General features: G+C 67.5%; 35 protein-coding genes, 1 tRNA gene and 2 pseudogenes. 35 read left to right on the top strand and 3 right to left on the bottom strand.

Translation table 11 applies throughout. The features are described 5' to 3' along the window. Positions 1-97: 97 nt before the first annotated feature. The 31 genes and pseudogenes from ACH4NX_RS20995 to ACH4NX_RS20845 all read left to right on the top strand — a co-directional run bounded on the left by ACH4NX_RS20995 (position 98) and on the right by ACH4NX_RS20845 (position 17,299). Entirely contained in the window at positions 98-361 is a 264-nt protein-coding gene (locus ACH4NX_RS20995) for a hypothetical protein (RefSeq protein WP_398128187.1), read from the top strand. Then, positions 354-743: a hypothetical protein gene (locus ACH4NX_RS20990; RefSeq protein WP_398128186.1), complete on the top strand. Its 390-nt coding sequence runs from the start codon at positions 354-356 to the stop codon at positions 741-743. The genes ACH4NX_RS20995 and ACH4NX_RS20990 overlap by 8 nt, the downstream gene beginning before the upstream one ends. A 2-nt stretch (positions 744-745) precedes the next feature. Further along, a complete protein-coding gene (locus tag ACH4NX_RS20985) occupies positions 746-1,222 on the top strand; it encodes a hypothetical protein (protein WP_398128185.1) in 477 nt (158 codons plus the stop codon). 25 nt (positions 1,223-1,247) lie between these two features. Then, entirely contained in the window at positions 1,248-1,508 is a 261-nt protein-coding gene (locus ACH4NX_RS20980; RefSeq protein WP_398128184.1) for a hypothetical protein, read from the top strand. A gap of 77 nt (positions 1,509-1,585) precedes the next feature. Continuing rightward, positions 1,586-1,834 (top strand): hypothetical protein, encoded by a 249-nt coding sequence (locus tag ACH4NX_RS20975; protein WP_398128183.1) that lies wholly within the window; start codon positions 1,586-1,588, stop codon positions 1,832-1,834. A 1-nt stretch (position 1,835) separates the two neighbouring features. Next, complete coding sequence (locus ACH4NX_RS20970; protein WP_398128182.1) at positions 1,836-2,300, top strand: hypothetical protein; 465 nt, start codon at positions 1,836-1,838, stop codon at positions 2,298-2,300. 2 nt (positions 2,301-2,302) lie between these two features. Beyond that, positions 2,303-2,854 carry a hypothetical protein gene (locus ACH4NX_RS20965; RefSeq protein WP_398128181.1) on the top strand — a complete coding sequence of 184 codons (552 nt, stop codon included), beginning with the start codon at positions 2,303-2,305 and terminating at the stop codon, positions 2,852-2,854. Then, positions 2,851-3,306, top strand: coding sequence for a hypothetical protein (locus tag ACH4NX_RS20960; protein WP_398128180.1), 456 nt, complete (start codon positions 2,851-2,853; stop codon positions 3,304-3,306). Before ACH4NX_RS20965 ends, ACH4NX_RS20960 begins: the two co-directional genes overlap by 4 nt. 7 nt (positions 3,307-3,313) lie before the next feature. Beyond that, a tRNA-OTHER gene (locus ACH4NX_RS20955) sits at positions 3,314-3,386 on the top strand. Between the two features lie 37 nt (positions 3,387-3,423). After that, entirely contained in the window at positions 3,424-4,242 is an 819-nt protein-coding gene (locus tag ACH4NX_RS20950; RefSeq protein ID WP_398128179.1) for a hypothetical protein, read from the top strand. Beyond that, positions 4,239-4,871: a hypothetical protein gene (locus tag ACH4NX_RS20945; RefSeq protein ID WP_398128178.1), complete on the top strand. Its 633-nt coding sequence runs from the start codon at positions 4,239-4,241 to the stop codon at positions 4,869-4,871. Before ACH4NX_RS20950 ends, ACH4NX_RS20945 begins: the two co-directional genes overlap by 4 nt. Continuing rightward, on the top strand, positions 4,852-5,208 hold the full coding sequence (locus tag ACH4NX_RS20940; protein WP_398128177.1) for a hypothetical protein: 357 nt from the start codon (positions 4,852-4,854) through the stop codon (positions 5,206-5,208). The genes ACH4NX_RS20945 and ACH4NX_RS20940 overlap by 20 nt, the downstream gene beginning before the upstream one ends. Further along, on the top strand, positions 5,201-5,695 hold the full coding sequence (locus tag ACH4NX_RS20935; protein WP_398128176.1) for a hypothetical protein: 495 nt from the start codon (positions 5,201-5,203) through the stop codon (positions 5,693-5,695). Before ACH4NX_RS20940 ends, ACH4NX_RS20935 begins: the two co-directional genes overlap by 8 nt. Then, positions 5,692-6,315, top strand: a complete 624-nt coding sequence (locus ACH4NX_RS20930; protein WP_398128175.1) for a hypothetical protein — start codon at positions 5,692-5,694, stop codon at positions 6,313-6,315. The genes ACH4NX_RS20935 and ACH4NX_RS20930 overlap by 4 nt, the downstream gene beginning before the upstream one ends. Before the next feature lie 91 nt (positions 6,316-6,406). Next, positions 6,407-7,219 carry a hypothetical protein gene (locus ACH4NX_RS20925; protein ID WP_398128174.1) on the top strand — a complete coding sequence of 271 codons (813 nt, stop codon included), beginning with the start codon at positions 6,407-6,409 and terminating at the stop codon, positions 7,217-7,219. Positions 7,220-7,228: 9 nt separating this feature from the next. Beyond that, positions 7,229-7,963: a hypothetical protein gene (locus tag ACH4NX_RS20920; RefSeq protein WP_398128173.1), complete on the top strand. Its 735-nt coding sequence runs from the start codon at positions 7,229-7,231 to the stop codon at positions 7,961-7,963. 95 nt (positions 7,964-8,058) lie between these two features. Further along, the gene (locus tag ACH4NX_RS20915) at positions 8,059-8,649 is read left to right on the top strand and encodes a hypothetical protein (protein WP_398128172.1); all 591 of its coding nucleotides are present in this window, start codon (positions 8,059-8,061) and stop codon (positions 8,647-8,649) included. A gap of 108 nt (positions 8,650-8,757) precedes the next feature. After that, entirely contained in the window at positions 8,758-9,048 is a 291-nt protein-coding gene (locus ACH4NX_RS20910) for a hypothetical protein (protein WP_398128171.1), read from the top strand. After that, positions 9,048-9,497 (top strand): hypothetical protein, encoded by a 450-nt coding sequence (locus ACH4NX_RS20905; RefSeq protein ID WP_398128170.1) that lies wholly within the window; start codon positions 9,048-9,050, stop codon positions 9,495-9,497. The genes ACH4NX_RS20910 and ACH4NX_RS20905 overlap by 1 nt, the downstream gene beginning before the upstream one ends. 61 nt (positions 9,498-9,558) lie before the next feature. Further along, the gene (locus ACH4NX_RS20900) at positions 9,559-9,942 is read left to right on the top strand and encodes a hypothetical protein (protein ID WP_398128169.1); all 384 of its coding nucleotides are present in this window, start codon (positions 9,559-9,561) and stop codon (positions 9,940-9,942) included. A gap of 96 nt (positions 9,943-10,038) precedes the next feature. Next, positions 10,039-10,461 carry a hypothetical protein gene (locus ACH4NX_RS20895; protein ID WP_398128168.1) on the top strand — a complete coding sequence of 141 codons (423 nt, stop codon included), beginning with the start codon at positions 10,039-10,041 and terminating at the stop codon, positions 10,459-10,461. A gap of 170 nt (positions 10,462-10,631) precedes the next feature. Then, positions 10,632-11,102, top strand: a complete 471-nt coding sequence (locus ACH4NX_RS20890) for a hypothetical protein (protein WP_398128167.1) — start codon at positions 10,632-10,634, stop codon at positions 11,100-11,102. A gap of 87 nt (positions 11,103-11,189) precedes the next feature. Beyond that, positions 11,190-11,645, top strand: a complete 456-nt coding sequence (locus ACH4NX_RS20885) for a hypothetical protein (protein WP_398128166.1) — start codon at positions 11,190-11,192, stop codon at positions 11,643-11,645. Further along, the gene (locus ACH4NX_RS20880) at positions 11,645-12,274 is read left to right on the top strand and encodes a hypothetical protein (protein WP_398128165.1); all 630 of its coding nucleotides are present in this window, start codon (positions 11,645-11,647) and stop codon (positions 12,272-12,274) included. Before ACH4NX_RS20885 ends, ACH4NX_RS20880 begins: the two co-directional genes overlap by 1 nt. Positions 12,275-12,378: 104 nt before the next feature. After that, positions 12,379-13,122 (top strand): DUF6881 domain-containing protein, encoded by a 744-nt coding sequence (locus ACH4NX_RS20875; RefSeq protein ID WP_398128164.1) that lies wholly within the window; start codon positions 12,379-12,381, stop codon positions 13,120-13,122. 150 nt (positions 13,123-13,272) lie between these two features. Then, positions 13,273-13,605, top strand: a complete 333-nt coding sequence (locus tag ACH4NX_RS20870) for a hypothetical protein (RefSeq protein ID WP_398128163.1) — start codon at positions 13,273-13,275, stop codon at positions 13,603-13,605. Then, a complete protein-coding gene (locus ACH4NX_RS20865; protein WP_398128162.1) occupies positions 13,602-13,934 on the top strand; it encodes a hypothetical protein in 333 nt (110 codons plus the stop codon). Before ACH4NX_RS20870 ends, ACH4NX_RS20865 begins: the two co-directional genes overlap by 4 nt. 308 nt (positions 13,935-14,242) lie before the next feature. Further along, positions 14,243-14,572, top strand: a pseudogene (locus ACH4NX_RS20860) (Lsr2 family protein); the annotation flags it as partial. A 489-nt stretch (positions 14,573-15,061) separates the two neighbouring features. Beyond that, positions 15,062-15,958, top strand: coding sequence for a histone-like nucleoid-structuring protein Lsr2 (locus ACH4NX_RS20855; protein WP_398128161.1), 897 nt, complete (start codon positions 15,062-15,064; stop codon positions 15,956-15,958). Between the two features lie 184 nt (positions 15,959-16,142). Next, complete coding sequence (locus tag ACH4NX_RS20850) at positions 16,143-16,610, top strand: hypothetical protein (protein ID WP_398128160.1); 468 nt, start codon at positions 16,143-16,145, stop codon at positions 16,608-16,610. Beyond that, positions 16,610-17,299, top strand: a complete 690-nt coding sequence (locus ACH4NX_RS20845; RefSeq protein ID WP_398128159.1) for a hypothetical protein — start codon at positions 16,610-16,612, stop codon at positions 17,297-17,299. The genes ACH4NX_RS20850 and ACH4NX_RS20845 overlap by 1 nt, the downstream gene beginning before the upstream one ends. 61 nt (positions 17,300-17,360) lie before the next feature. Here ACH4NX_RS20845 and ACH4NX_RS20840 read toward each other — a convergent pair whose 3' ends face one another. Continuing rightward, positions 17,361-17,936, bottom strand: a complete 576-nt coding sequence (locus ACH4NX_RS20840) for a YkgJ family cysteine cluster protein (protein WP_398128158.1) — start codon at positions 17,934-17,936, stop codon at positions 17,361-17,363. Between the two features lie 443 nt (positions 17,937-18,379). On the opposite strand from ACH4NX_RS20840, the pseudogene ACH4NX_RS20835 reads away from it, so the two are divergent. The 4 genes and pseudogenes from ACH4NX_RS20835 to ACH4NX_RS20820 all read left to right on the top strand — a co-directional run. After that, positions 18,380-20,275, top strand: a pseudogene (locus tag ACH4NX_RS20835) (recombinase family protein); the annotation flags it as partial. Positions 20,276-20,722: 447 nt separating this feature from the next. Beyond that, on the top strand, positions 20,723-21,343 hold the full coding sequence (locus ACH4NX_RS20830) for a TetR/AcrR family transcriptional regulator (protein WP_351392680.1): 621 nt from the start codon (positions 20,723-20,725) through the stop codon (positions 21,341-21,343). Positions 21,344-21,424: 81 nt separating this feature from the next. Next, the gene (locus ACH4NX_RS20825) at positions 21,425-22,126 is read left to right on the top strand and encodes a ribonuclease HII (RefSeq protein WP_351392682.1); all 702 of its coding nucleotides are present in this window, start codon (positions 21,425-21,427) and stop codon (positions 22,124-22,126) included. Positions 22,127-22,194: 68 nt separating this feature from the next. Beyond that, positions 22,195-22,827, top strand: a complete 633-nt coding sequence (locus ACH4NX_RS20820; protein WP_351392684.1) for a hypothetical protein — start codon at positions 22,195-22,197, stop codon at positions 22,825-22,827. A gap of 182 nt (positions 22,828-23,009) precedes the next feature. On the opposite strand, the gene ACH4NX_RS20815 is transcribed toward ACH4NX_RS20820, so the two are convergent. Both ACH4NX_RS20815 and ACH4NX_RS20810 read right to left on the bottom strand, forming a co-directional pair. Then, entirely contained in the window at positions 23,010-23,627 is a 618-nt protein-coding gene (locus ACH4NX_RS20815; RefSeq protein WP_351392687.1) for a hypothetical protein, read from the bottom strand. Between the two features lie 282 nt (positions 23,628-23,909). Beyond that, complete coding sequence (locus ACH4NX_RS20810) at positions 23,910-26,075, bottom strand: RecQ family ATP-dependent DNA helicase (protein ID WP_398128157.1); 2,166 nt, start codon at positions 26,073-26,075, stop codon at positions 23,910-23,912. Positions 26,076-26,119 lie beyond the last annotated feature (44 nt).

Below are 26,119 nucleotides of genomic sequence, written 5' to 3'. Positions count from 1 at the left end.
GAAAGGGAGCTGTGCCGCGCGTAAATGCCGGTCGGCTCCCTTTTCGCTGACCACAATTTCCAGCCCCGTCCATCGAATGGGGGAGAGGAGAAAGACAATGCAGGACCGCAGTGACGAAACGCACACGCACGACGGGGTCGAGATCACGGCCGACCTGAAGGTCTTCAACTACTACGACCGCAAGTGGGGCGTGGTCACCCCGGACCAGTTCGCCCGGGGCGGGGACATCGACCCCGGCGGCAAGCACTTCAACGGCTGGTACGGCGTCCGCCACGACGACGGATCGAGGGCGCTGCTGAACGGCCACCGCATGTCCACGTACGACCCGAACGGCAACACGGAGAGGGGCCATCGTGGCTAAGCCGGACCCGCAGAAGTACCGGCTGTCCGACCGGTCGCACCTGGTGCTGGAGTGCGCTGACCGGGGATGGCTGACGCACCTGAACGGACTGACGTGCTGGTCCGTCAACCCGGGCCGGGGCAACGGACACCGGATCGTGGTGACAAACGCGACCGGCCAGAAGCTGGTGCGTGATGGGCTTCTGGAACTGACCAACGGCGTCGAGTGCCGCCTGACCGCGTTCGGTCGGAACGTACTGGCCCAGCGTCGCCGGGACGGATGGGAACTGGACGCGGGAGTCGGACACAAGCCCCGGCTCAAGCAGATGCCCCGCGAGTCCGAGAAGCAGTCGGCGGGCAAGGGGCCGGCCGTGCTGCGCGAGTTGCTGCGGCTGGAGGTCTGAGGATGACGATCACGGTTGTGGTCATGGAGCCGTGTTGCGAGATGTCCGAACCGGACTACGACCCGGGCCCGCGCCCGGTGTGGAACCGGATTCCCGGCGGGTGGCCGCCGCGCTGCAACCACGGGGAGAAGCGCGTGCTGTCCATCACCGAGCACGAGACGCGGGAGACCGCCGACCCGGAGTTCGCCAAGACGCTCGGATGGTACGCGTCGCCGGGCTACGAGTTCGAGGGGAAGATGCCGCCCGAGGGTGAACGCTTCCGGATCATGGGCGTCGCGGGAACCCTCAGCAGCGCTGAGGGGTACACCCATGCCCGGCCCGGCCGCATGGTGTTCCCCACGGTCGAGTTGGCGATGGAGTACGCCGAGAAGAAGCGCACCGTGCTCTACAACATCGTCGGCGACCAGGACACGGTCGTGCGCCTGTCGTCGTACCGGATGCAGGTCGGCCGGGAGCTGATCGCCGGTGACCAGACCTAGGCCGACCGGTCTGCTCTGGTTCTTCATGCTCCAGGAGTACGAGCCGCCGGCCGACGGCCGGCTGGCCTCCTGGCGGGACACCGCGACCCGGTATGTGCAGCTCAAGCCGCGCCGATACGGGCAGGAACCCGATCCCGTCTCGGCCTATTGCGTGCGCCATATGCGTACACGTCAACGCAGTGGCCAGCCGCAATTCCGGGTCAAGGTTCGCGAGTACGAGGGTCCTGAACTCCGTCACCAATTCGTGGTGCACATCGATGGCACCCGCACGTCAATCAGCGACTGAGCTAACGGGAGTCCAGGACGCAGCCGCAACGCCGCGTCCCGGGCTGTCGACTGTCAGCAGCTACCAAGGAGGGGAAATTGAGCAACACGCGAATTGACCTGGAAATCGGCGACCGGTTCTTCGCGACCATGCCGTACTCCCAGGTGTGCACTCACCTGGGCGTCGCCGACCGGGTCATGGAGGTCGAAGTCCGCCAGTACGGCGCACAACTCCTCAAGGACGGCCGGGAGTTCTCCTTCCCGATTACGTGGGGCGAGGCCGGTATCTACATCGACTCGATCACGGGCAATCCGTACACCTACAACGCAGACAAGGTCGGTGCCTGACATGCCGCGAATTCCGGAACTGGGCCTGGACGACAGCCTTCCCGGCGCGCAGTACGCCCGTGAAACCAAGAAGCAGACGATCGTGGACAGCGCCGACTCCGGTATCCACCGGTTCGAGCGGCTGCCCTCGTACGAGGGCTACGCGGGCATGTGCGCGTGCGGATTCGAGACGCCGCAGCCGTCCTACGACTCGATGGGACCGCTGGCCAAGGCGATCCACGAGCACCTGGAGCGGGACGTGTTCCCGCAGGTCGACGAGGCCGCGCTGATCAAGGAGGCCGAGTTTTTCAAGATCGGCAAGCTGATCGGCTACCACCGGCTGATCGAGACGACCGAGGAGCACGGCACCCGGCACATGGGCTGGCTCGTCGCCGGTGTCGAGAAGACCATCCGCGTCCACCCCGACGGCCACGGCCAGTTCCAAGGCCGTTGGTCCGCCTTCACGACCAGCACACAGGAGGTCTGAGCATGCAGTGGTTCGACGAGACGCTCAACGTCCAGTACATGCACCCGGGCGAGATCCGCGAAGGTATGCGGATCGCCCGTGAGGTGCAGAAGCCGATCGGACCGAACGGCACTCTGAAGCCGTGCACCGAACTGACCCCGGTGTGGGATATCGGCCTCGCCCCCTCGGGCGGAATCTCCTACGGCTCGCGGTACCTGTTCCGGCTCAACACCGGAGAGCTGCGTAGTGCGCAGACCAACGACCGGGTACCGGTCGACCCGGAGATCATCCCGGAGAACCTGTCACCGCACGACGGCACGTGGGTCACGCACGAGCCGTTCGGACTCCACGACCACCACCTCTTCACCACCGACCGTGAGTGGTACGAGCACAGCCGTCTCGTGCATCGGTTCGAGACCGAGGACGGTCGGGTGTACCGGCTGCTGTGCGGCAAGCACGGCGTGCTCAAGGTCTGCCGGTGGGACCAGGGCAAGAAGTGGCTTGGCCCGGCCCGGTTCTACCCCGAGGGCGCCTACAAGCAGTGGGACGCGATCGCGGCTGGTGACGCGTGGTGACTGAGTACGACGCCAACCACTCGCACGCCCAACTCGTCGGCATGCGCGATGCGATCGGGGCCATGAAGCCCACGTTCGGCCTGGCTCTCTCGCCGCACCAGGAACTGTTCCTGGAGCACTTCGGGGCGCTCGACCAGGCGGCCCGCCAGGGCGGCCGGTTGCCGGACGCCTGGCACGCGAAGCCGGGCATCCAGACGGACCACCCGCACATGACGACGGCCGTCTGCGCCGGTGACCGCGTCATAAGCGAGGAGAACCGCACCATCCTCAAGGGCAAGGCCGAGAACCTGCGCTCCGCGATCGAGGCGTGGAAGCAGCTCAAGCGGGAGGGTGACAACCCGCGCGGCATCCGTGAGGAGCTAGAGCGCGTGGCCGACGAGGCATCGAACCTCGCGAAGCACCTTCAGATCCTCGGCATGGTCGACGGCCTTTACGAGGGCTGGGAAATCTGACCAGCAGGCCCGGCCGGCGAGCAGCGAATGCCCATCCCTTATGCAGCATTCGGCGGGTTCGATTCCCGCGCCGGGCACCAAGGACGCCGCAGAAACACGCCAGAAAGGGAAAACGGTATGGCCGATATCTCGACGGAGGATCTCGCGCAGGCTGCGGCCGACCTTGTGGTCTCCCGCCTCGCCGAAAAGTACACGCTGGTCTACGTCGACCGGGGCGAGTGCCTGTCCGACGAGCAGATCCACAAGCTGCTCGCGGGTGAGGAGGACGTGCTGAACGACGACTGGTTCTTCGAGAACCGGGCGCAGGGAACGAACCACGTCCTGAGCGAGCTGCTGGACGACGACGTGCGCCAGTTCCTGGAGGAGAACGACGTCCTGGAGCAGGTGCGCGAGGCTGTCGAGGAACGCGACGAGTCCGACCCGCTCGGCGACCTGATGCGTATGACCAGCTCGAAGCTGTTCCGCTACCAGCTCGATGCCGAGGCCAAGGGCGAGCCGTGGCGGCTCAGCGAGGACGAGGCCGACGACGCCGCCCGCAGGCTGGGGGAAGACATCGGCGTCAGCTTCGAGGACAACGCCGACCCCTTGCGGGAACTGGTGGCCCACGCCAGCTACGGCGGCAACGCCCACATCCTGTGGCACGGCGACGTCAGGACGGTCTACGACGCGGTGCGCAGGGTCCGCTTTCACGAGCCGGCCCCCGAAATCACGATCCAGTGGACCGACCCTGAATTGCTGGTGCTCGACTCGTGGAACGGGTCCGGTCATTCGGTGAAGGTGCGCGGCACCATCCGTCTCGCTTTCAACCCCAACCACCTGTTTCTCGACACCGCCAAAGGCCCGGGTGGCTACTCCTGGACCGACGTCGTCGGCGCCGGATACCAGTCCGAAGGCGACGAGCCGGAATTCAGCACATCGAAGGAGGAGAACGCATGAAAATCGGCGACATGGTGCGCTTCACGATCGAGGCGCGCGACACCGGAGTGATCGAGCGCCACTACGCCCCGATCCTCGGATGGCGGAAGCGGAACTTCAACCACTACAAGGGGCGGCCGGCCAAGCCGTACGCCGCGTACCTGGAGCCGGACCACGCCGGAACGCAGGTGCTGCCGCTGACCGAACTCGTCCCGGCGGCCGAAGACTTCGAGATCATCACCGCGCACGCGGAGGTCCACCGGGGCGCCGTGGAGTGGCAGAACTGGTACTACAAGTGCCGAAGCTGCGGCCCCCACACCTACAAGCCGGCCCGGGTGAAGATCGTCAGCAAGCTGACCGGCCACTCCGTGCGAGTGTGCGACGAGTGTCACGGGCCCGAGGAGCTGGCCCGGCTCGGGCACGACGACATGTGGTACGGCCGCCGCTGCAAGGACAGCATCCTCCAGCTCCAGGCCCACCCCGAGCTGCTGACCGGACCGGCCGGTGCCCCGTCCGACTACTACGGCCAGACCGAAGCCGACCACCTCCGGGACTGGGCCGACTCCTTCGGCTGGCTCGTGCCCGGCCCGGCCGCCGAGCTGTACAAGCAGTGGAAGGAGCAGCAGACGCATGAGCACGCCGCTGCCTGAAATCACGGCCGACCGAATCGGGCTGGAGACGGGTTACTACCGCCTGCCGTGCGGCTGCCGGATCTACGTGTACTTCCCCGGCGGCACCATCCACGTGCACGGCAGCACGACGACGCAGTGCGAGGAGCTGCGCCGTCTGTGGGCTGAGTACTGGCAGAGCTGCCGCGCCGGTCACAACTGGGCGTCCCTCAACCTCTACCTCGCCTGCCTGCTGCACGTCGGGGCGTGGCAGGGCCGCGTCGCCAGCATCACGGCCGACCGCGACCGCTACCCGAGACCCGCTAGCAGCTTCGACTACCTCCAGCCCGAGAAGGAGATCACGGGTGCCCATGCCTGAACACGCACCGCTGGTGCAGCCCAGGATCAGGGTCCGGGTCCAGGCCGACGACGAGCCCGGCGCGTATCCGGTCGACAGTGACTGGTGGGAGGACAAGGACGCCGCAGCAATGCGCGCCGGCCTCCTCGCCCCGCTGGTCATCGAGATCATCGACGGCGCCGGCCAGGTCATGGCCGACTGCCCGAACCGAATCGGCCCCCCGAGCCTGACCGGCGTCTACGACAAGCCGGAGGAAATCACCGATCCGTGGGTCCAGTACTACGCCACCGATCACTGGACGCCTTGTTTCGGATTCGAGCCCGGGGCTCTGGTCACCTTCGGCGGCGGCGAGAACTTCGCCGTCATCAATTTCGAGCAGGTCGACCAGGACTACGGCGACGTCGGCGCCAACACCGGATTCCTGCTCTGCCAGTCGGCCAAGGTGCCGGTCGTCCGCTTCCTCGTGCCGGTCGAGGAGCTGAAGGAAGTGAAGGAGATCACCGCATGACGAAGATCGGCGACACCGTCGGGGGCGAAGGCTGGCAGATCGTCCACCTGGCCCGCCAGCGGCAACACGACAACCGCTACTACGGGCAGTTCCTCGGCACCCGGAAGAACGGGCACACCGGCCGTACGGAGTGGGCCGTCGGCCGCCTGTTCGTGGGCAAGAGCGCCCACGACGGATTCGTGAACGGCGAATGGGCGTACTCGAAGCGCTTCGCCGAACCCCGTTCCACGGACAACGCGGACGCCGCGATGAAGGCATACGTCGAGATGTCCCACGACACGCTCGTGTGGGACTACATCTTCGAGCAGCGGGTCGGTGAAGCCATCGACCGGCACTGGGCCGGCCCCGAGGTCGCCGGTGCCCCGAAGATGGCGGCCGGCTGGTGCCGCACCCCCGAGGGCCTGCCGGCCGGGACGACGATCAACCTGCCCCTCCACGAGGCCAAGTACCACTTGCTGCAATACCTGCGCAGCACCAAGAGCACCGCGCGGCCGGACGTGAACCCCCGGGCGTTCATCCTCCACGACACCGTCGAGTTGATCAGGCAGACGACCGGCCCGTTCCGAATCCAGTACGGCATCAACGCCTACTGGCTCGACCAACTGCCCACCGGGCAGTGACCGACCCGCCAACCCGCACCAGCGAAAGGCCACCATGCGCTGCTCCACCATGCGAGGAACCGCCACAGACTGCGCCGGTACCGCGACGCACATGCTGATCTACTCCACCCCCGACGCCGACGACGAGCCGGGAGCCCAGAGCCGGCACACGGAGCCGGTGTGCGAGCCGTGCGGGCAGGGGTTCGTGCGCCGCCCCTACTACCGGGCCAAGATGGTGCCGCTGACCGTCCTGGAGCCGCTGCCGAAGTTCATGCTGGCCGGCGGGCACCGGCTGATCGAGACCGGCAGGGCCGGCGAAGAGACGTGCTACGACTGCCGGCTCACCGGCACGCTGACGTCCTTCACCACTGGACGGAATGGGTGCAGGGCCCGCCCGGAGTCGCTGTTCCTGTCGATCTGGCAGAACCAGGCGAGCAACGGCAGCCAGGCCGAACGCGCCACCGCCTCCGCCAAGCACTTCTTCGACTACGCCACGCGCATCGGCCTGCCCGTCGGGGACTGGCGGCCGGTGACCGACGACCCGGGAATCTGCGCGACGTTCACCTTCCGTGACCTGGCGTACGGGCTGAAGTACGGGCTGGCCCGGCACCACATCTCGGCCGAGAAGCTCGACAACTGTGGCTATGGCAAGCCCGAGGAGATCGGCGATCCGAAGAACTACAAGCAGGTCGCCTTCCGCTTCCACCACCGCGTCTACGAATCCGGCTCGGCCGACTTCTGCACCTACACCCCCGGCCGCCAGGACGTCATCCTCTACACCCCCGAGGGCTCGATCCGCGCCGTCATCCGCATCACCGGCCCCGACGAGCCGGAACCCCGTCGCCTTCTGCACGTGACCGACGCCGTGTGCGACGCCTTCGGCCCCATCGCCACCACCCAGTACAAGACCAGCATCTACGAGTAGGAGAAACCTTTGTCCACGCCCAAGTTCCACTACCAGCCGGACGACGTCGAGGGGACCCGCTTCAAGGTCTACACGGACGCGCCCGGTGACGACGCTGGCTTCCTGTTCCAGGGCATCGTGTACGAGACCGCCGACGGCGGCTGGGCCGCCGACTGGACGGGACGCAGCAGCAACTCGATCGCCATGCCCGGCTTCAAGACGGCCGAGTACGCCGCCATGACCCTGTACTGGTACCAGCCCCCGGTGCAGTCCTTCGGAACGCGGCCGGCCGGCCGCAGCGGTCCCTACGAGCGGTACATCCAGCCCAGTCGGCCGGCCAGCAGGGCGATGCTCGCGCCGGACGAGCGGAAGATCGACCTGTCCCAGTGCGGCTGCTGCGTCAACAACGGATGCGAGTGCGAGGGCCTGAACCGCATCTCGCAGCGCTTCGGCACCTCGCAGTCGTACCAGGTGCAGCCCTCCCTCATCCCCGAGTACGGCGTGATGATCTCCCTCATGCCGATGAAGGACGAGGGCTTCCTGGTCGACCTCAACACGCGGGGCGCCAGCAACGGCATCGGCTACCTCCACAAGCGCGACGACGGCCGCTACGACGTCCGCGCGGGCCACAAATCGGTCGGGATCGCGGCGAAGCCGGAGACCGGAATGTGGGCGTGCCTCCAGGCGCACACCGGCACCCGGATCTATGGCAGGCTCATCGAAGGGTTCGAGCCGCACCAGGAGACAGCCGCGCCTGTCGAGTAGTGACGCTCGGGGCCCCGTGACGAGTTTGCAGCCCGGTTCGATTGCGGCGCGGGGCGCTCACCATATTCATCTCGTAATTCGGAAGGCATTTTCTTATGGACGTCAGCCAGAAGCTGGACGGGGCAGAGCTGACCAAGCTGGTCGACTGGGTGACCGGCGGCGAGTACCGGTTCGGCGAAGACATCTCGGACGCGGAGGGCCAGCCGATCGGCAGTCTCCACCCCTTCGACGCCTACGAGGAGGTGGAGGAGGGCGACTGGCCGCAGAGCGAGGACCCCGACGGCATCGGCTACCTCGACATGGTCGCCATCCAGGAGAGCGCGGACAAGGTGTACGAAGCGGTCGAGGAACACGGCGAGGACGTCCTCCGTGTGACCGCCGAGTACATCGCCTCATCCGGCCTCGACCCGATCCACATCAGCGATCTGAGCGCGTTCATCACCCTGAACTACAAGGGCAAGTACGACAGCCCCGGCGCGTTCGCCAAGTGGTACGTGCGGGTCGACGGCGGCCCCGCCTTCGACGAGCGCACGCTGGAGGAGTTCAACGACTTCATCGACTGGGAGTCCTACGGCACCAGCCCGAACATGGGCGACTACGACCTGATCAAGCCCGACGACCAGGACGAGGACACGGCCGGCCCGCTGTACGCGTTCGACTCCGACGCCCAGATGCCGGAGAAGTGAGAGAACCGGCAGTGATCCTGGAACACTGATTCAGGACACCAGAAATGTGCGGCCTTCCCGGTGAACGGGGGGCCGCCTTTTTCATGCCCGGAAATGGGAGGGCGTTGAATGCTTCTGACGACCGGCACCCGGGTCATGCTCGAAGACCCGGACTACGGCTCCTGGCACGGCCAGGTGGTGGTGTGCCTGTGCAAGCGGCACACCTGGCAGCCGCAGGTCGGCGACGGCGGACCCGGCACCGAATGCGGCCATACCCGGTGCGGCTACCCCCGGCCGGCCAGCGCCTGCCCTTGGCCCCTGCACATCCGGTGGGACAACGACGACGAGTCCCACCAGGGGCCCGAACAGCTCACCCCTACCGCCCCCGACCAGAGCGCGAACAGGAAGGAACCGAACTGATGGCCACCACCGAGGCGAGCACCGAAACCGAGCAGGCCGGGCCGCTGCTCACCAGCTACCGCGTCACCTGGACGCCGAAGGGCAAGGACGAGCCCCGCACCGCCCAGTGCATCGTCAACACGGACGACATGACCCGCCCCAGCGACCCCGCCCAGCGTGACGAACTGCTGCGCAGGATGATCGGCATCCGCCACCTGCCGCACGGCCAGACCAGCCCCGACAACGTCGTGCTCCTGATGGTGGACCCCATCTGCAACTGCGAGCCGTACCCCGGCGAAAAGTGCACCTGGGCCGTCTACAAGGGCGAGCGCTTCGCTCTCCAGTCGACCTCGAACAGCCGCTACGAGTCGATCTACGACCGTGGCACCGGAGACATCGTTGGCACCGTCTCCATCTCGCTCAGCGTCGAATTCCTGACCATGGTCCGCATGCGGTACGAGCACAACTAGCAGGCACGGGTCTACTGCGGCCCCCGCCGAGAGCACCGAAATTTCCGCGAGGAGAAACACCATGCAGCGCCGTAAGCGCTACCCGTACTCCCAGCTCCCCGACGGCCAGTTCGTGAAGGTCTGGACCGACTCCATCCGGCCCGAGTACTACTACGGGCGGATCGTGTACCACCGACGCGACGACAAGGGACGGCCGTGGGGAATCACGGCCGTGGAGATTCTCGACCGTCGGCACCTGGGCGACTGGTACAAGCGCCCCCGTGGCTGGTACGGCGAGATGGGCACGGAATTCATCGAGCCGCTGGACCACCTCACCGAGGAGCCTACGAAGGGCTCGTTCATCTGCGGCCACCCGACGGGCACCGACGACGCACCTCGCTACTGCACCGAGACCACCGTCGAGGGCACCGACCGGTGCGCCGGGCACGCGGACACCGGCGACTAAGCCCACCCAAGAAGGCGCCGGCCAGGACACAACAGCAATTCGCGGTCCCGATCGGGGCCGCTTTTTTCATGCCCGAAATCAGAGAGGACGAATCGCATGCAGCACACCAACACCAGGCCGGACCGCCGTGTGCCCCTGGGGGAGCGGCGCACAGTGCTGAAGGAGGTCCCCGACGCCCGACCGATCGAGGGCGAGGCGATCTACCTCATGACGCACCAGATGTGCGTCCCCGGCGGCTGGGAGACGGTCGTCAGCCAGCAGATCCGCGCACCCAAGAACCTGGCCGGCAAGTACGGGCCGATCGGCCAGATGCTGGAGAACCACGCGGTCCGCAAGGTCGCAGCGGCGCTGTTCGAGACGGCCGACAAGAAGCTGAAGCGGCACCCGTACAGGCGGCTGGAAAAGCTGGTGACCAAGGTGCACCTCCAGGAGGGCACCGAGGGCGAGCCCGACGCCTGGGACGACCCGGCGGTGGCCATGGAGATCGTGAACATCCTCCGCGCCCAGCGCATCATCTGACCCGCCCCACCGGCACGGCATTTCGCGGCGGCCCGCCCCGGGCTGGGGCGGGCCGTCCCTTGCCGTTTCGACGAATAAACAATCCCGTCACTCGAATGGGTGACCTCACGAATTTCCGTGGCGCTCGTTGTTCAAACAGTGCCAGCCTCACCGAAAAGGAGCCCCAGCCCATGGCCATCGTCCGAGAGGGATGCCTGCGATGCCCCCGCTGCCGCGAGTACGTCATCGAAATCGACCCCGCCGACTTCCCCGACGGACCGCCCGAGACCGGCGAGTCGCCCACCGCGTGCAGTGAGTGCAAGCCCCACGCCGAGATGAAGACACCGGAGGAGGAGTTCACCTGCCGCCGGCTGCGTACCAGCTCCCTGCGCAACGTCACCCGGCCGCGCTGGGTGGCCATGTACGAGGGCAACTGGCGGGAGGGCGCCCGGCGCCGCGTCGGCCTCCTCGTCCCCCGCCCCACGCGGCAGAGCCCCCACGGCACCGTGCAGATCGCCTACTCCCTCAAGGGCGACGTGCTGGAGTTCACGATCGGCAACCTGAGCCCCAACCCGTACGAGTGGTACACCGCCCGCGCCGGCGAACTGACCCGCGAGCAGCAGAAGGCCATCCGCGAGTTCCACCGCAGCCTCACCCTCTGACCTCTCGGCCGTGTCCGTCCGCCCCCGAGGGGGCGTGGCGGTCACAGCCGAGCGCCCACACCACCCCGCGAGAGAAAGGAAGCACACATGCCTGCGCCCCCCGTGTCCCTGATCGAGGTGCCCGACAACGGATGGCTGGCCGACCTCACCATCGAGCAGCAGCAGACCCTCGTCGGCGCCATGCTGCACGTCTTCTCCGGAGCCAGGGCCGCCACGGGCCTGGTCACCGACATCACCGACGGCGTGCTGCGACTGTTCCGCGAGGACCGCGCCGAGCCCATCGAGCACTCGACGATCGCCACGGGCTACACCCGTCTCCCGGGGCACCGCACCCGGCCGGCACTCGCCCGTGCCCTGGTCTACCAGCGCGAGTGGGACCGGCTCCGCGACAGCCTGACCGACGACAACGGCAAGCCCCTCAACAGGGACGACTACGACACCGCGTGCGGCAACTACGAGGCCGGCGTGGTGAACGTCTACGAGTCCCTGCTCCTCGAATACTCCTCGGACCTGTACCCCGTCGCACACAAGGAGGCCAGTTGATGAGTGAGCAGGATCTGGCCGCGCCGCGTTTCGAGCCGCCGTTCAACGGAATCGTCTGCCCGGTGATCACCCCGCAGGACCACCGGGGCTACCGGCACATCGTCGCCTACACCGTGGGTATGGGTGCCACCGCTCCGGGGCCGATCATCGAGGCATGCGCCGAGGCCGCGTCCGACCAGGCCCCCGACGACGCGGTCTACAAGACGCGGGTGTCCCCGGAGGAGGCCGAGGAAGGCGCCGTGGCCACATGGGTCACGGTCAAGGAACTGTCCCGGCCGGCGAACATCGAGATGATCGAGCTGTACGTGGAGGCGATGACCCACTACGAGGCCCGGATGGAGGAGTACGAGAGCGAGCGGGCGGAGGAAGAGGAAGGAGGGCTGTTCACCTACACCCTCACCTTCCCCTCCACCACCACCGTCACGGTGCGGGCGCGGTCCCTGTCGGCCGCGCACGTCCAGCTCGCTCCCGTCGCCGGCCAACTGCACCACGAGGTCCACCAGGTCCAGCCGGCCTTCCACGGATCGATGCGAGTACAGCTCAGCCGGCAGCACGCCGAGCTGATCGCCACCGACGATCCCGCAGAGCAGCAGCCGCCGGCAGACCGCAGGATGCCGCTGTCTGCGTGACACCATCCGGGCCCGGCCCCCTGGCGACTCCCACTCGCTCCAGGGGGCCGGCCCGTTTCTGCGTTCCGTACCTGTTGTCACACACCGCTGAAAGGACCCCAGACATGGACGAGACTGGCAAGTGCAAGCTGTTCCCGGACACGGACCCGCGCTACCCGCTGTGCCACATTCAGGTCGCCATGCACCTGGGCATCCCCGTCTTCCGATCCGACGAGGCCGCCGAGAACCTGCGCCGTACCAAGGCCCTGATCGCGACGTACCGGGAGCTGGGGATCACCCTGCTGACCAAGGGCGAGGAGAAGGAGCCCTTCACAGAGGACGACGTCACCCCCGAGCTGATCGCTGAGCACGAGGGACAGCAGAGCAACTTCGGAAAGCACACCCCGGCCTCCTTCGACGATCACCTGCTGGACATCGTCGCCTCCCAGACCGGCAAGCCCCGCGTCACCCGCATCCACATCCGCAAGGAAACGCCGCGCATCGGCTACCCCATCGACGTCTACCAGGAGATCGACGACAAGACGGGCGCGGAGCGCCGGCGGGTGGAGGTGTACCTGGACGGCCGGCACCTGTGGGTGACGGCCAACTACGAGGGCACCGGGGAGACGGAGAAGGACGACACGCGCTACCCGGGGCTGGGTATCCTCAACGACCGGCCCGGCCAGAGGGCCTGGACGATCAGCGAGCCCCTCTTCGAGGAGATGTGGGAGCGGGCGACCGACGAGAGCTGCGGATGGGCCACCGGCGCCGACGTCTGCCCCAACGACCACACGGAGGGCTCACCGTTCTGCCCGGTGCACGCCGAGCTGGCTCGCCGGATGTTCCCGCGCCTGTTCGAGACGGCGTAGATTCTTCCGGCAAGGACACAGCAGCAATCGACTTCGCCGGCCCGCCCCTCGAATGGGTGAGATGCAGGGGCGGGCCCGCGTAGACGCCAGCAGACAGCAGACCGCCCACTGGGTAGTGCTGTATCGGCAGAAATTAGAAAGAGAGTGCGAATGGCGGCCAAGCCTCGCGAGCCCCGTGACCGCATGGTTTACACGGACGAAGGCGGAGACAAGACTCAGGTCTACGAGTCGACCGTGCAGCGCCTGAAGCACATCGCCGAGCACAAGCCGGTCGGTCGCCTCGAAGTCCCCAACTCTTGGAAGGCCCGGCACATCCGCGAATTGCAGGACCAGGGGTACATCGAGGTCCGCTGGCTGGAGCGCGGGGACACCGCCCGCGAAGGTGCCTGGGACGTCATCGACGTCACCGACTTCGGACACAAAATCATTCGCGCGTGGGACAAGCGCGCTGCCAAGAAGCAGGAAGGGGAGGGCGCTGCATGAGCCGCCTCCGCAAGACCCACTACACCCTGGTCCAGCACTCCGCCTTCATCGCCCGGGGAGACGAGACCTTCCGCAACGCCGTCGAGCCGGCCAGCATCTCCACCCACGCTGAGCTGGGCAAGGTAGTCGACGCCGGCGGCCAGCTCTTCGACAGCCACAGCAAGGCCGAGGACGCCGCCGACGAGGTCAGTCAGCCTCACATGGACCGCATCCTCTTCCCCGATCAGGTGACGGCCGACGCGAACTCCGCAGCGCTCACTTTCGACGCGGACCTCACGATCGGTGGAAGGGCCCTTTACGTCCCAACGAATGGCGTTACCGCCGGTTAGTTGACTCAGGCCACCTCAGCGATTCTCGCCAAGCCTTTACAGCCTCCTCAGTCACCCGGCATATGCACCCTCGCAACGCCGGGCCAACTCCACCAAGGGCAGGAACGTTTCGCTGCCTGCACTGAGAGTCTGCGCCCGGCGCAAGCCCCCAGCGCCCCAAGCGCGCAACAGCCTCGCAGCATATGCGCCCGCGCCACTCAATCGGTGCCAAAATCCATGCATGTACCCTCTGCTGCTCCCTTCACACGTCTGGCGGCGCTAGAGTTTCCTGTCCAGAGCGCATTGCAATAACGCATGGAGGAACAGCCATGGCGCAGAAGGTCATGAAGTGGACGGTCGATGATCTCGACGGCACCGACGCGGATGAGACCGTGACGTTCGCAGTCGACGGCCTTTTCTATGAGATCGACCTCAGCTCGGCCAACGCAGAGAAGTTCCGCACCACCCTGGAACCGTACCGGCGCAAGGCCCGCCGGCCAGGCAGCAACAACCTCCGAGCCAAGGGCGCGATCCAAGTCTCAGGCCGCAGCGCAGCCGCCCAAGTTGACGACTCGTCAAAAATTCGCGAGTGGGCCAAGCGCTACCAACTCCCCGTCAACGAACGAGGACGCGTCAACGGAAGCGTCCGTGACGCCTACAGCGCCTTCCGTAAGGGCAACCGCGATCCCCTGCGAGCCCTCCTCAAAGAAAACAATCTCGACCCGGCCCTCGCAGACACCGACGGCAAAACAATCTCCGCCAAGCCCGACGAGCCCAAGGTGCCAACCGCCGAAGAGCGCCACCACCTCGCAGCACGCAAGGCCGGCCGTCTTTCCTCCGCCCAACTCACCAGGCTCCGCAAGGCATACGCCGACCCCGACGGCGCCTACATCTCCGACGGCAAGTCAGGCGACGCCACCTCCTGCGAAGCCTTGACCAAGCGCGGCCTCTTCAAGCTGATCGAAGACAACCACTACGAGATCAGCGCCCCCGGCCGCCGCTGGTTCGACGTTCACGACGTCAGCCCCGACCTGTAACACCGCACCCCACACCCGCTGTACGCCCCCCACAGCGGGCACCGGCCCACCAGCGCCACCCCAAGGCCCCACATTCGTGGGGCCTTTTGCATGTCCAGGAAGGAAAGACCCATGGCCACCAAGCGCATCGTCACCCTGATCGACGACCTCGACCCCAACGGCGAAGTCCCGGCCGACGAGACGGTCACTTTCGCCCTGGACGGCAAGCACTACGAGATCGACCTCGCCGCCGGCAACGCCCACACCCTGCGTGCCCGCCTCAAGACGTTCATCCAGGCCGGCCGACTCGTCAAGGCCAGCACCCCGCGCAGCACTCAGTCCGCCACCCCGCACGCCCCCGCCGGCCAGCCCACCGAGAACCGCCACCAGAACGGCGACAACCCCGCAGACATCCGCGCCTGGGCCCGCAAGGAGGGCCTCCAGCTTCCCACGAAGGGCCGCCTGCCCAAGAAGCTGTGCGCCGCCTACCGGGCCGCCAAGTTCAACAACCGAGGACCCCTCCAGGAGCTGCTGAACGAGCAGAACGACCAGCCGACTACCCCCGACCCCGCCAAGCCCCTCCAGGCCACACCTGCGCCGCCCGAGGCACCCTCCACCGAACCCACACCGAAGGGCCCCGCCGCCGATCCCACCCCCGGCAACGAGGACCCGAACGAGGCTGAAGCCAAGAAGCGCTACATCCCCCTCACTCACCTCAGCCCCGACGCACAGAAGAAGAAGTGGGCCAACCGCACCGCCCACGGCTGCGAGCGCACCGACAAGGTCGCCGACATGACCCTCATGGAGCGCATCACCGCCATCGGTAACGGCGGCAGCGACCGCAATCTCACCATCCTCGGCATGCTCGCCGGCGTCGTCCCCCTCAAGAACGGCAAGGTCTCCTACCTGTCCGGAAGCTGCATCCGCCTGGAGAACCTGGAGATGATTCAGTACGCCCCCGGAAGCGACCACGGCTGGGAGATCACCGACTTCGGTCGTTTCGCACACCAGCACCACAGCATGGGGTGAAAGAAGTGTGACGATCACGTAGAGCCCGCATGGATGCACACCACCATGTACGCTCCACGCGCCCAACATCGTAGTGTCACCCATTCGGGTGACGGTTAAACAATTCGGGCAACCACGTTCCGGCCACCTCCCCTTCCCAGCTAGTTTGTGATCCACCGCAATAGGATCTCGACAGGGAGTGAGCGTGACCGCAGCAGAAGACTTCGTTGTCCCCAGCGAAGACGACGTGTTCGACTACATCGACAACATCCCTGCCCGCTACCGCAGGTGCGCCGCCGCCCAGCACAACTGGCAGCCCCACGACTGGACCGGCTACCGAGGCGGCAAGGCCCTCAAGGCAGGCGCCGATCCTCGCAAGGCCCAGACCTTCGAAGTGACCGAGGCTTGCGCCGGTGTCAATGGCTGTGGCCTCAAGCGCCACTACACCTTCAAGGTCGCCGGCACCCGCGTCTACGACCGCAGCACTTACACCTACAGCGACCGCAACGAAACCATCACCAGCCCCTACGGCATCTCCACTACCGGCATCAGCGTCCGCCGAGAAGTCGCCAACGCGAACATCCTCCGCCGCATCTTCCAGAACCCCGTACAGCTCGAACCCGCCGGCGAAACCGCCAAGGCCCTCAGCCACCGCAAGCGAAAGGTCGCTTGATGGCACGCCGGCTCGTCACCACCCACGCAGTCCTCTGCGACTGGCACGCGGCACTGGAGGAGCCCGCAGAAATCGTCGCCTCCACCCAGCGCACCGTCGCATCCGGAAAAAATATCGACCTGTGCGGCTTCTGCGCACTCGTCTGGGATTTCTGCGGACCGCGCATCGACGAGATCAAGGAGATGATCCGGCCCGAAGTAGTCGAAGCCCTCCTGCGCTCCGCACGCACATCCAAGGAAGAGATGGAGGAGCCCCCCGAGCCGCTCCAACTCACCATGCACGAGGCACCCCCTGAACACCGGGAAGCGCCCCCGCTTCCCAAACGCAAGTCCCCAGCCAACAAACCCGGCCAGTGGATTCCGGGGGTGGAACAGGTCATCTGCCCGCTACCCCACAGGGCGGGCAGCCCCAGCCCCTACTGGGTCAAGGTCCGCAACCGAGGCAGCCACGCCAAAAGCAGCCATCACAAACTCGGACCGGAGGTTCCCTACGAGCTACCGGACGCCCAGAATCCCGATCCGGTCTCCCTCCCGGTGAAATGCTTCAAGCACACGGTGTGCGCTGAGGCCGGAGGCTACGGCTTTACGGACGAGGCCGGCCTCAAGCTCCACATCACCAAAGCAAGCGGTTGGCCCAAGGCCACGGACGCAGCCGCAACGAAAGCATCGGAAGCGGCGACAGTGCCTTGACCCGTGCCGCAAGAGCCCCCGTCTTAGGCAGTTAGGGCGAGGGCTCTGCACACTCCGAACGCTACAAACCCGGCCGGACCCGAATCGTCCCCTGAACGATCTGCACCTCCTCCTTGACCGGCTTCTCGAAGTACGCCAGCATCGCCTCCCGCACCTGCGGCCGAGCCACCAGGGAATCCCACCGCGCTGGGTCTACGGCCGTTGCGGAACCGCCATGCCACAGCGCCAGATTCATCAGTCGCAGACCCTCCATGTCATCCAGGTGCCCGCCCTCCGGTGCGCAGCCCCACGGGCACGCCAGGGATTCGACGAGCCCCCACAGACGGCAAATCATGGGGCGCGACTCGTACACACGGCACCGGAGCCGCCGCTGCTCCAGAGCACAGCACACGGTGCCTCCCGTCGACCCGTCCGGCATGCGCACGTCCCTCCCGTCGACCCACGGGAAGCCGCTCTCGACGATGCGCTGCCGCTCCAGCGGGCTGATCGGGACGGGCCCGCAGGCAGAGGCGCACTTCCCCCGGCACTTCAGGGCGGGCAGTGACCGGTAGAGCGCGTCGAGCGCACCAGAGTCCGACTCCCGGACCAGGCCGCCGGCCGCGCGCCGCACAACTGCTTCTGCGTCGCTGAGTTCCATGTCCGGCAGGCTAAATGCCCCCACTCCGAATATCCGGACGCATCACCCATACGGGTGAGGGGGACTTTTTGCGCGAAGGGGTGGGCGTTCCGGCCTCCACGACGTGGTGCTGCGCCGATCGAGCTATCTATTTTTACGGGAAAATACTAAAAGAGTCTAATGTCCTAGATTCACCGTATGGATGCTAGCCAGGCAACGCCAGAGCGCTACACCGCCCACATGGAGACCCGCTGGACAGCCGGCCCCCAGCTCCCCGACGAGCAGTGGCAGCGCCTGCTGCACCTGCTCTTCAAGCCAGCCGACTCAACTGGCCACCCTCACTTGCGAGAAGAGGACAAGTAGACCGCACCCGGCGTACGCTTCCCCTCCACGACATAAGTGGACCCCCAGGGAGGGCCTGAAGAACGCTCCCAAGGGGTCCTGCCAGTCTCTGGAGGACTGACATGGCGCACTCTAGCGCTGCCCTCGCAAGAAATCTCCTCGACGAGATCGAGTACGGAGCCCAACTCCGAGCCGTCACCTACGCCCGCGTGTCAACCGAAGAGCAAACTCGCGGCTACGGCATCGAGAACCAGGACACCGCCAACGTCGGCTACGTCAACCGTAAGGGCTGGAAGCACGTCGCCGCCTTCTCCGACGAAGGCATCTCCGGCAGCCTGGAAATGGGCTCACGCCCGGATTTCGATCGCCTCATGACCCTCGCGGTCCAAGAGCCCCGCCCCATGGACGTCGTGGTTGTCACCGCCACCGACCGCATCGGCCGGACCGACCGCGCCTTCTACCGATGGGTCTGGGCCCTCGAAGACCTCGGCATCGCCGTCGCCATCTCCCTGCGGGACATCGACAACACCACCCAGTACGGACGCGAAGCGATGCGCGCCGAGGCCGACTACGCCTTCCGCGAGTACGAGCGCATCCTCCAGCGCACCCAAGACGGCCTCCAGACCAAAGCCACGCACGGCGGTTGGACCGGAGGACGCCCACCCCTCGGCTGGTACATCAAGAACAAAGGACGCCGCACCGGCAGCCACCTCGCCCTGGACGACGTAGACAAGAAGGGCTACGCCTGGATGCTGCGGCGGGGCCGCGAAATCTTTATCGCCAACCGTGGTAACTGGGACAAGACCGCCGCACGGCTCAACCTGGAAGGGTGGCGTAGCCCCACGGGCTTGCCTTGGAACGGACCCAACCTCCGCGAGAAGTTCCTTACCGAAGCCGTTCTCAAGGGCACCCACACCTTCCGCAACCCCAACGGCAAGGGCGCAGGCAAGAAGGGCGGAACAAAACTCAGGGCCGACGGCACCGCCAAAATCCGCCCCAGCGTCACCATCGAGATTTCCCCCGTCTTCACCGACGGCGAGCTGGCCGCCTTCGAAGCCGTCCTCATCCGCAGGGAGAACGTCAAGGACCGGGAGGACTGGAATACCTACCCTCTCTCCAAGCGCCTCATCTCCTCGTGCGGCCGGCACCGCGTCGGCGGCATCAACGGCACCCACAGCGACCGCGTATACCGGTGCTCCAGAAAAACATCCGTCGCGACGAACGCCGGCCCCCGCTGCGACTGCTCAGAAATCAACGCCGACCTCATCGAACAGCACGTCTGGGGTGAGGTCACGCAGCTCCTCAGCGAGCCCGAGAGGCTCGAACGCGTCGCCGAAGACATGCTCGGTTTCGCAGGCAGCACCCAAGACGCGCACGAAAACCGGATCGCCGATCTCAACCGAAAGATCAAGGTCCAGAATTCCGCCCTCAACACCGTGCGCGGCTCGGCCGCCGTAGAGGCGGAAGACCTCGGCATGGAACCCGGCGAGGCTCAGAAGCATGTAGCAGAGGCCACCGCCCCGATCATCAAAGAAATCAAGCACCTACGCAAAATGCTGGCCGAGGCCACGGCATGGATGGAAGAAAGCAAGGCAGCCGCACGGCGCGGCAAAGACCTCACACGGCTGGCCGTGTTGGCGCGCACCGCGCTGCCCACGATGGACATCGAAGACCAGCTTGAAGTTCTCGCCCTGCTGCGCATCAAGGTGGAGATCCTCAGCACCGTTCCGAAGGTAAAGCACGGCAACCCATGCCCAGTGCGGCAGTGGTTTATCGAGACCGGCCGGCAGGTGCCTGTAGAGGTGCCGGAGGCCGCGTGGGAGGAAATCCGGCCGCTCGTCGTGAAGACGGGCAGAGGGCACGGCAAGAAGAACGCCTACGACCCACGGCAGGCGCTGGAAGCCATGCTCTGGAAGGCGCGGAACAACGCGACGTGGGAGGAGGCCGCCGCGTCCATGGGGCGGTCCGGGAAGTCCATGAGCCCCCGGTTCAACGCCTGGGTCGCCGACGGTGTCTGGGCGCAGATCATGGACATCCTTGAGGACGTGGAGAGCGTGGAGCTGCCGCCGCCGCCCTCCCGGGTTCTGCCAGACCTGCTGGTCACAGGCGAGATTGACCCCCGCCTCCTTCTCAGGGAGACCGACATTGCTGATCATGGAGTCGCGTCGAGTACCACCATGAGCTGGCAGGCCGCGATGACGGTGAGAGCGATGCCGGGACGCCCCTCCCGGCGGGCCGCTCCCGGCTTCTGGTCTTGGATGAGAGAAGAGGTTGCCACTATGTGTCCCCCACGAATGACTTAGTGAACGCTCGCGTTCACTGTTGCCTCAACGTTAGTGACTCCCCGACAGTGAACGCAAGCGTTCACTCGTTGTGCTGCCGCGTGACTCGTCCCCCGTTGTGGCCGCGCGGCGCGCCTCCCGCCCCCGCAAAACCGCTTTCCCCGCTTCTTGGAGACCCTCGACATGGTTGCTTCGCACTGGGCGGCCGCCTCCGCCCGGACACCCTCCCGCCGACGTGGCGCGGTCCTCGAACGCGCGATCCTCGACGCCGCGCTGGAGCAACTCAGCACCGTCGGCTGGAACGGCCTGACGATGGAGGGTGTGGCCGCCGGAGCCCAGACCGGCAAGGCGGCGGTCTACCGCCGCTGGCCCTCCAAGGAGGACCTCGTCGCGGACGCGCTGCGGTCCGGGCTGCCGCGATTCGACACGGTGCCCGATCTCGGGGGCGTGCGTGAGGATCTTCTGGCGCTGTGCCTCAGGGCGCGCGACGCGATGTTCTCCCGTCCTGGGTTCGCGTTGCGAGCGGTGATTCACGAATGCGACAGCGTGCAGGCGGAACGCTTTCACGCGGTGATCGTGGACGGGGTGATCGAGCCGACCCTCATGATGCTCCGCGAGGTCATCAACCGTGGAATAGAGCGGGGTGAGGTCCGGCAGGACGCGGCGAACGGATACGTCTTCGACGCCCTCCCCGCGATGATGATGTACCGATCAAAAGTTTGTGGAAGCGAATTGGAGGACCAGGAGATCGAGGAGATGATCGACCAGCTGATGGTTCCGCTGCTGCGACCGGAGGGCATCTGATCCCGGGCTCCGCGGGTCCGGGTCCCGTTTGGGGAACCGGGGTGTCGCCGGAGGTTCGGGGCGGCGTAGGCTAAGGACGCCATGCCGTACGAACCACCTACTCACACCGTCGAGCGCTCTCTCCGCGCCACGACCGGAGCGAAGATCATTGCCGGTGTCGACGAGGTGGGGCGCGGGGCGTGGGCCGGTCCGGTCACCGTCTGTGCCGCGATCACCGGACTGCGTCGGCCCCCGGCCGGCCTCACCGACTCCAAGCTGCTCACCATCAAGCGGCGCACCGCGCTCGCCGTGGAGCTGCGGACCTGGGTGACGTCCTACACCCTGGGGCACGCCTCTCCGGAGGAGATCGACGCCCTGGGGATGACCGCGGCGCTGCGACTGGCGGCGGTACGTGCCCTGGAGACCCTGCCGGTCCGCCCCGACGCCGTCATCCTCGACGGCAAGCACGACTACCTCGGGGCGCCTTGGAAGGTCCGTACGGTGATCAAGGGAGACCAGTCCTGCGTGGCTGTCGCGGCGGCTTCGGTGCTTGCCAAGGTCCAGCGCGACAAAATGATGGCCGAACTGGGTATCGACCATGCAGACTTCGGTTTCGCGGACAACGCCGGGTATCCGTCGCCCGTGCACAAGGCCGCACTGGCGGAGCGGGGGCCCACCCCGCACCACCGGTTGTCGTGGGCGTATCTTGATGCGCTGCCCCAGTGGCGGCACCTCAAGAAGGTCCGCAGTTGGGTGGACGGAAGCGTTCCGGAAATCGAGGGTCAGCTCGGATTCGATTTCTGACGGTTCCACTCGCAGGCATGTGCCACCCGCCGACGCGAGCCGCACCAACGTTTGATAAACATCAGCTCATGCCTCTCATTCCCGAGGAGCCTCAGATTCACGAGAAGGCCCAGGGTCCCCGCGCCACTCCGGCCAGCGGCCGCACCGCGTCGACCCCCCGCCCCGTACCCGGCCCCCGTCCCGCGGCTCCGCCGCGCCCCGGTCGTCCCGGCCCCGTGCGGCCGGCGCCGCCGGCGCAACGAGCAGCGCGCGACACAGTCGCGGCCAAACCCGATGCGTCGGGTCCGGCCGCTCCGGCAGCCGCCCCGGCCGCCCCGCAGATCCAGTTGGTCCCAGCCACTCCCGACGGCGCGCTCGACGCCGCCGAGGAGGCGGTGGACCTGCTGCTGGACTCGGGTCGTACCCCCGGTGACGTGCTGGTGATCACCACCGGCGAACCACACCCGTGGGCCGCCCACGAACTGTCCTTCGGCGACTCCGCCTACTGGGCGCAGCACGACGCGGGCGACGACGTCTTCTACGCGGACGCCGCCGTCGCCGACCGTGCCGCGTCGCGGGCCGTGGTCGTGGTCGCGGTCAACGGCGGCCCCGAAGCCGCCGCTGCCACCGCCCTGTCCGCGGCCCACTCCCGCGCCAGCGCCCTGCTGATCGTCTGCGGTGACCCGCAGCGGATCAACTCGGTACTGGGCGCGGGCGTCTGAGTCCGTTCCGCCGCGTGCGGCGGGCGCCGGTGTGACACAGGGGGCCGCCGGACCGGCAGCCCCCGCACGGCGGCGGTTTCGGCGTGCCTGGGCGGCGTACGGGCGTTGACAGGTGTGTTCATGCGCCTGGACAACGACCTGGACGCCGCCGCGTCGTCCCGGAGCGCACAGTGTCAGGGGTGCTACCGGGCCGCCGCGCGGCGCAGCACGTCCGAGGCGACCCCGCCGGTGCGCGGTGGCGGGGTCGGCGTCTCCGACGTGGCGAACGGCTCAGGCGCGGACGCCGCGTTGGGCCGGCGCCCGCCACGGCCCTCGCCGAGGACCTGCCAGCCGTCACGGGTCAGCGTGATGTACGCGCCGCAGCGCAGCCCGTGCAACGTGCAGGCGTCCCGCAGCCCCCACATCCACGCGCCGTCCTCCTCCGTCCAACGAGCGTCGCCCTCACGGCAGTAGAGCAGCACGGCGGTACGCACCGGGGTGCGACGCCGCAGATCGTGCGGGATGACCCGGCGCAGTTGGGAGAGCAGCGCGTTGCGGAACATCCACCCGTCGGCCGGGGCCCGGCGGCTGGTGAACGAGGCGCTCGCGCACAGTCGTTCGTCCGGATCGAGTACGGCCACGATCGCGGTCGCCGGCCTCGGGCGGTGGCGCGAGTGCAGCCCGCCGACGACCTCCCGGGGATTGCGCAGCAGCGGAATCCCGGCGGCTGCCCACTCCGCCGGTTCGAGCATGCGAGTGGCGGAAGCGGCGGACGACGACAACGACGCCGCCGCCGAGGACGGAGCGAATCCGAAGGTCACGTTCCTCCCTTCGGCTACGCGCCCACACTGCGGGCGGGGTCGGATTCGGGGGAGCGCGCACCGCAGTGAAGCCCTGCCGGATCACGGACGAGCCGTGCGGGGAGCGGATTTCAATTCTTCCTGTCGAACTTGAATGCGGCAACGAGCAATTGGGGTCGGCGACCGTTATCGGGCGATGCGCGTCCTATCTCCCTACCCAGAGCACAGCCGGGTGACGCGCGGGGCGCGCCACCCGCAGTCGTGCGGGACTCCGGTCCCGGGAAGCGCGCCCGCGGCGGGCGATCACCCCTGCACGGCCAGGACCATGGGCAACACTCCCCGCGCGCCCGCGCGGCGGAGCAGCCGGGCCGCCACCGCGAGGGTCCAGCCGGTCTCAGTGCAGTCGTCCACGAGAAGAACCGGACCCTGGAGACCGGTGAGCGTGGCGGCGAGGGAGGGCGGCACCGACAGCGCGCCGTCGAGTGCCTTGAGCCGCTGCGCGCTGTTGCTGCGCGACGCCCTGGGCGCCTCACCCGTGTACTCGACCGAACCGAGCAACGGCAGCCTGCCGACCTCGGCGATGCGTGCTCCGAGGGAGTGGACCAGCTGGGGCCGGGCGCGCGAGGCCACGGTCACCACTCCGACGGGACGCGGTTGGCCGTCGGCCGCTCCCGAGGCCCAGCCGCCGGGACCCTTCGCCCAGTCGGCCAGCACCGTGACGGCGGCCTTCGCGACGTCGTCCGGCACCGGGCCGTCCGGAGCCTGGGCCGAGAGCATCGGTCGCAGCCGGTTGCCCCAGCCGATGTCGGACAGGCGTCCCAGCGCCCGGCCAGGACCGGCCTGTTCCCCGGGCGGGATGCGCCCCTTCAGGTCGACGCCGATCGCGGGAAGCCCGGTCGGCCACATGCGGCGCGGTTCGACCTCGACGCCGGCCCTGCCGAGGTCGACCCGTGCGGCGTCGAGAGCGTCGGGGGAGGTGTCCGCGGTGAACCGCGGGCCCGCGCAGTTGTCACAGTGGCCGCAGGGTTTGGCCCCCTCGTCGTCCAACTGGCGTTGCAGGAACTCCATCCGGCAGCCCGTCGTCGAGGCGTAGTCGCGCATCGCCTGCTGTTCGGTCCTCCGCTGCCGCGCCACCCAGTCGTACCGCTCCGCGTCGTACGCCCACGGTCGCCCGGTAGCGATCCAGCCTCCCTTGACCCGCTTGACCGCGCCGTCCACGTCGAGGACCTTGAGCATGGTCTCCAGGCGGGAACGGCGCAGCTCCACCAGGGGCTCCAGAGCGGGCAGGGACAAGGGGCGTTCCGCCCGCGCGAGGATGTCGAGCGTGCGGCGCACCAGGTCCTCCGACGGGAAGGCCAAGGAGGCGAAGTACTCCCAGATCGCCTCGTCCTCCTTCCCCGGCAGCAGGAGCACCTCCGCGTGCTCGACACCACGCCCGGCACGGCCGACCTGCTGGTAGTAAGCGATCGGGGAGGAGGGCGAACCCAAATGCACCACGAAACCCAGGTCGGGCTTGTCGAATCCCATGCCCAGCGCCGACGTGGCGACCAGTGCCTTGACCCGGTTGGCGAGCAGGTCGTCCTCGGCCTGCTGCCGGTCGGCGTTCTCGGTCTTGCCGGTGTAGGAGGCGACGGTGTGGCCGCGCTGCCGCAGGAAGGCGGTGACCTCCTCGGCGGCGGCCACGGTGAGGGTGTAGATGATCCCGGAGCCCGGCAGTTCGTGGAGGTGGTCGGCGAGCCAGGCCATCCGGTGCGCGGCGTCGGACAGTCGCAGCACACCCAGACTGAGGCTTTCCCGGTCCAGCGGGCCGCGCAGCACCAGCGCGTCCGACGTGCCGCCGGTGCCGAGCTGCTCCGCCACGTCGGCGGTCACGCGCGCGTTGGCGGTGGCGGTGGTCGCCAGGACCGGCACGCCGGGCGGGAGATCGGTGAGCATCGTACGCAGCCGCCGGTAGTCCGGCCGGAAGTCATGACCCCAGTCGGAGATGCAGTGGGCCTCGTCCACCACGAGCAGACCGGTGGCGGCGGAGAGCTTGGGCAGCACCTGATCGCGGAAGTCCGGGTTGTTGAGCCGCTCGGGACTCACCAGGAGCACGTCGACCTCGCCGGCGGCGATCTCGTCCTGGACCGAGTCCCACTCCTCGGTGTTGGAGGAGTTGATGGTCCGGGCGCGGATGCCTGCCCGGGCCGCGGCCTCGACCTGGTTGCGCATGAGCGCGAGCAGCGGGGAGACGATCACCGTGGGCCCGGCGCCGCGGTCACGCAGCAGCGCGGTCGCCACGAAGTAGACCGCGGACTTGCCCCACCCGGTGCGCTGTACGACGAGGGCCCGGCGCCGGTCGGCGACCAGCGCCTCGATCGCCCGCCACTGGTCCTCGCGCAGTCGGGCGGCGCCGGAGGCGTCCCCGACGAGGCGGGCGAGGACCGTGTCGGCCGCTGTCCGGAGATCCGCGTTGCTCGTGTGCTCCATGCGTTCCATACAACAGGACGGGACTGACAGCCGGGCGGCGGGGC

It is taken from the genome of Streptomyces sp. NPDC017225 (assembly GCF_044331465.1).
In the GTDB taxonomy this organism is placed as follows: Bacteria; Actinomycetota; Actinomycetes; order Streptomycetales; family Streptomycetaceae; genus Streptomyces.
The sequence above is the reverse complement of the archived record's forward strand: the minus strand, read 5'-3'. Positions and strand labels throughout refer to the sequence as shown.